The organism is Acinetobacter sp. UBA3025 (genome assembly GCF_002367915.1).
In the GTDB taxonomy this organism is placed as follows: Bacteria; Pseudomonadota; Gammaproteobacteria; order Pseudomonadales; family Moraxellaceae; genus Acinetobacter.
Window position 1 is genome coordinate 1 of the sequence record NZ_DFDO01000280.1, and the last position, 5066, is coordinate 5066.

At 43.6% G+C, this 5066-nt stretch carries 5 protein-coding genes and 1 pseudogene; 1 reads left to right on the plus strand and 5 read right to left on the minus strand.

Annotated elements, in window-relative coordinates:
- The 5 genes and pseudogenes from B4J23_RS11785 to rimO form a co-directional block, all read right to left on the minus strand.
- Positions 1-410 (minus strand): annotated as a pseudogene (locus B4J23_RS11785) (phosphatidate cytidylyltransferase); the annotation flags it as partial.
- 5 nt (positions 411-415) lie between these two features.
- Positions 416-1168: a polyprenyl diphosphate synthase gene (gene uppS, locus B4J23_RS11790; protein WP_125278341.1), complete on the minus strand. Its 753-nt coding sequence runs from the start codon at positions 1166-1168 to the stop codon at positions 416-418.
- A gap of 7 nt (positions 1169-1175) precedes the next feature.
- Positions 1176-1730 (minus strand): ribosome recycling factor, encoded by a 555-nt coding sequence (gene frr / locus B4J23_RS11795; protein ID WP_005235283.1) that lies wholly within the window; start codon positions 1728-1730, stop codon positions 1176-1178.
- Between the two features lie 79 nt (positions 1731-1809).
- Positions 1810-2538 (minus strand): UMP kinase, encoded by a 729-nt coding sequence (gene pyrH / locus B4J23_RS11800; protein WP_004786170.1) that lies wholly within the window; start codon positions 2536-2538, stop codon positions 1810-1812.
- Between the two features lie 46 nt (positions 2539-2584).
- A complete protein-coding gene (rimO, locus tag B4J23_RS11805; RefSeq protein WP_291360829.1) occupies positions 2585-3928 on the minus strand; it encodes a 30S ribosomal protein S12 methylthiotransferase RimO in 1344 nt (447 codons plus the stop codon).
- A 350-nt stretch (positions 3929-4278) separates the two neighbouring features.
- Here rimO and B4J23_RS11810 point away from each other — a divergent pair.
- Positions 4279-5066: two-component system sensor histidine kinase NtrB (locus B4J23_RS11810; RefSeq protein WP_291360831.1), on the plus strand; the 788-nt coding region annotated here is incomplete at its 3' end.

Sequence of the window (5066 nt, forward strand, 5' to 3'; positions counted from 1 at the left end):
CACCATGGGGAGTTTAGCCAAACCGAGAAGATTGCTGTAACAGCAGCAGAAACCAGTACAATCCCGATGCCATGCAAGCTGACATTGTACCAGCCATCATAATCAGGATAGGTTTTAACCCAGTAGATACTCAGTAACCAGGTCAAAATAGATGCCGACCACAATAATAAGGCTACATCCCAATAGTATAAAGCCAGTGCAGATAAGGCTGCAGTCAGTAGACCATAACCCCACGCCATTGGCTTGATTACATTTTTACATTTTCGCGGCATGAGTTTAAACCACTCATAGCCTGCCACCCCGGCAGCCACAACCATCAATGCGAACATTGGATATTGTGATTTGGTCGCAAACATACAGCTCAGTACGACTGCGACCAGCACCAATGCGGTTATAATCCGCTCAAACATGTGTATTAATTCTCAAGTCTTTCTTGAAGAATCTGCTCTGATGTTTTACCGAAACGACGTTCGCGCCCGCCAAATACAGCAAGTGCGTCATCGAATTCCTCTACGGTAAATTCTGGCCATAAGGTCTCAGTAAAATACAGCTCTGCATATGCTGCCTGCCAGAGCAGGAAATTGGACAGGCGGAAATCTCCACCGGTACGAATCAGCAGATCAACAGGCGGCAAGTCACTCAAACTAACATATTGACCGAACACATCAGTATCAATTGCTTCAAGATCTAATTTATTTATTAAAACATCCGCAGCAATCTGCTTCGCAGCTTGTGCCATGTCCCACATTCCACCATAGCTGATTGCAATGGTAAGCGTCATACTATCGAAATTAGCAGTCATTTGTTCTGCTTGCAACATCAATGCTTGCAGTTCAGGAGATAAACGCGACCGATCACCAATAAAACGTAAAGCAATATTAAATTTTTGCATACGTGGCAACTGTTCATGAATCGTGTCTTCCAACAACTTCATGAGCAGGTCGACCTCATATTGGGGACGGTTCCAGTTTTCGCTGGAGAATGCAAAGACCGTTAAAGCCTGGATATTTCTTTTTCTACAATGTTCAACAATTGGGTCTAGAACCGTTTTTCCTTCACGGTGTCCATCGCCTTTCTGCATCTGATTTTTTTTGGCAAAACGATTGTTGCCATCCATGATGATGGCAACATGTTTTGGAAGACGGGAATTTTCTTCAGAAGCGGTCATTGATGAATTAGACCTTCATCAATTCAGCTTCTTTCGCAGCCAAGCGTTTGTCTACTTCAGCAACAAATTTGTCTGTGATTTTCTGAATTTCGTCAGATGCACGACGTTCGTCATCTTCAGAAATTTCTTTTTCTTTCAACAATGCTTTGATGTCACCTAAAACATCACGACGGATGTTACGGATCGCAACTTTGGCATTTTCAGCTTCGTTACGTGCAACTTTCTGCATGTCACGACGAGTTTCTTCAGTCAACGCTGCCATTGGTACACGGATCGCGTCAGCAGTAATCGGGTTCAAGCCAAGATCAGACTCACGGATCGCCTTATCAATTGCAGCAACCATTGAACGTTCAAACGGTTGAACCAGCAATGTACGTGAATCTTCCACGCCTACGTTGGCAACCTGGTTCAATGGCACATCAGAGCCGTAGTAAGGAACCATGACACCGTTCAAAATTGATGGATGCGCACGTCCGGTACGAACTTTAGCGAAACCATGTTCTAACGAGTCAAGAGACTTGTTCATACGCTCTTCTGCGTCTTTTTTAAGATCGTTAATCATATGATCTTCCTTACTTAATTCTTAAAAGATGTATTTACTAAATTAGGAGGTAGTATAAAGGGCTTTGTAGCTCACGTCATTAATTGGTGACGTGAGTTCCTTCTTTTTCACCCATCACCACTGAAAGCAATGCGCCAGATTTGTTCATGTCAAATACTTGAAGTGGCACATTGTGGTCACGACATAAGCAGATCGCAGTTAAATCCATGACGCCCAACTTCTCGTCCAACACCTGATCAAATGTCAATGTGTCGTATTTCACGGCATCTTCGTATTTGCTTGGATCTTTGTTGTAAACACCATCAACCTTAGTAGCTTTCAGGATCAGGTCAGATTCAATCTCGATACCACGCAAACAAGCTGCTGTATCCGTAGTAAAGAACGGATTACCTGTACCCGCTACAAATACGCACACTTCACCTTGAGTCAGATGACGAATCGCATCACGGCTAGAATAAGATTCAACCACTGCACCAATCGGTAATGCAGACATCAAACGGGTTTTGATATTACGGCGTACCAAAGCATCACGTAATGCCAGACCGTTCATGACAGTTGCCAGCATACCCATCTGGTCACCGGTTACACGACCTACCAGACCATCTTTTTGCAACTGGCTACCACGGTACAGGTTACCACCGCCCACGACGATACCGACTTGTACACCCAAACCCACGAGATGCGCAATAGAAAGTGACATCTGATCGAGCACTTGTGCATCGATACCCATGTCTTTGTTCCCTGCCAGTGCTTCACCAGATAGCTTTAGCAGGATGCGACCAAATCGTGGCTTTTTAGAATCCAACATCATAAAACTCCAAATTATTTAATATAAATTCTTTTAATTCAAAATCTTAAGCAGACTTGATTGAGATCAGCTTAGCAAATAAATCATATTCATCTGCATCAGTGATTTCGACTTCAAGCAAATCTCCTGCCTTAATCAAACTTTTGTCGATATCTTCAACAAAAACATTACCATCAATTTCAGGCGCATCCGCATATGAGCGTGCTACAGCAACCGGGAATTCTTCTTCCAGGTCATCGACTAGCACCGTCATTTTCTGGCCAATACGTTTTTGTAGCTTCGCTGCTGAAATTTCCTGCTGAACCTGCATGAAACGTTCATAACGTTCCTGTTTGATCTCTTCCGACACATGATCTGGAAGATTGTTCGCTGTCGCACCTTCAACTGGTGAATAAGTAAAACAGCCCACGCGATCCAGTTGTGCTTCTTTCAGCCAGTCCAGAAGCATCTGGAAATCTTCTTCCGTTTCGCCCGGGAAACCCACCACAAATGTAGAACGGATGACTAGGTCAGGACATTTCTCACGCCAAACTTTTAAACGCTCCAGTGTATTTTCACTGTGAGCAGGTCGTTTCATCAGCTTCAGGATTCTTGGGCTGGCATGCTGGAATGGAATATCCAGATAAGGCAGGATTTTGCCTTGCGCCATCAAATCGATTACGGCATCTACGTGTGGATATGGATAAACATAGTGCAGACGCACCCAGATGCCCAATTGACCCAGTGCTTCACACATGTCATAGAATTTGGTTTTAACTGGCTGGCCGTTCCAGAAGTCCAGTTTGTATTTGGTGTCAACGCCATAAGCAGAAGTATCTTGGGAGATTACGAGTACTTCTTTGACACCTGAACGTTTCAGTGCTGCAGCTTCTTCAAGCACAGAACCAACTGGACGGGAAACCAGATCACCACGCATACTTGGAATGATGCAGAAGGTACAACGGTGGTTACAGCCTTCTGATATTTTCAAGTACGCATAGTGTTTCGGAGTAAGACGAATGCCTTGCTCAGGAACTAAATCAATAAATGGATTGTGTTTTGGCGGCTCAGGAACATATTCATGTACCGCATCCATCACTTCTTCATAGGCCGCTGCACCTGTCACTTTCAGGACGTTCGGGTGCATTTGGCGAATTTTATCTTCGTCTTTTCCTAGACAACCTGTTACGATGACACGACCATTCGCACTCATCGCTTCACCGATGGCATCTAAAGACTCTTGTACTGCAGATTCAATAAAACCACAGGTATTTACTACTACTAAATCAGCACCGTCATAATCCGATGCGACATCATAACCTTCAGTCTTTAACTGAGTTAAAATTCGTTCAGAATCTACCAATGCCTTAGGACAACCTAAAGATACAAAACCGACTTTGGGGGACTTCATGAATCTGCGCTCCACTAGAATGCGCGTATTGTATGTCTTTTCGCATCATAAAAATAGTTGAAATGGCCACTCTTTGCATCACGCACTAAAATAACGCCATAAAATATTCAATATAAAAGCTTATGCACCAAAATGAATCATTTTAGGTTTACAGCCTCAATTTAATCCGTTATACCTGAGTTTGATTGGGCATCCCCGTCAGATTTCGTGCATTTTTCAGCAAAATTTTAACAAGAGTTCTAAAGTTGGCGTGCATCTTGCTTAATTTGCCTCAAATCTGAACTTTGAAATTGTTATTTTGCTTTATGAAGATGCCATTGCGCCATTTTAATACAGGAAAACCACCGCTAATGGATCAGCCTCTTTCCATCGACTATCGCCTTTTGGTGGACAACCTGACCACTGCCATTATGCTGGTTGATAGTCATCTGAATATTTATTACTTAAATACAGCCTGCGAGGCCATGTTTGATGTCAGCCTGTTACGCGCATCAGGCACGCCGGTATTAAATATACTGCAAGCGCCAACAGATGAATTCAATACTGAAGAATCTCTCTATAACACACTGCATACTGGCCAACCTTATACTCGCCGTGAGGCGACGATCATCGTCAACTTTAAAGACATTCATGTGGACTATACGGTTTCCCTGCTCAATGCGGGCAAGCCAAATCATCCTTTATTGTTGATCGAGCTGAATCAGCGTGACCGTATGCTGAAAATCTCACGTGAAGAAAACTATATCCAGCAGCATCAAGTTGCGCGCCAATTAATTCGTGGTGTTGCACATGAGATCAAGAATCCACTCGGTGGCATTCGTGGTGCAACCCAGCTTCTGGCACGTAGCCTTGAAGATCCAAAATATAAAGAGTTCACTGACATTATTATTAGTGAAGTGGATCGCCTGAGAAATCTGGCAGATAGCATGCTCGGTTCACGCCAGCTACCCAGCTATGAAATGGTCAATGTGCATGAGCCTTTAGAACGTGTCCGCTCACTGATTGTGAATCAGACTAAAAAGAAAATAAAAATTACTCGGGACTATGATCTGTCCCTGCCGGAAGTTCTGGCAGATCGCGATCAGCTCATTCAGGTCATGCTAAATATCTGCGTAAATGCCGTTCAGGCGATGACAGA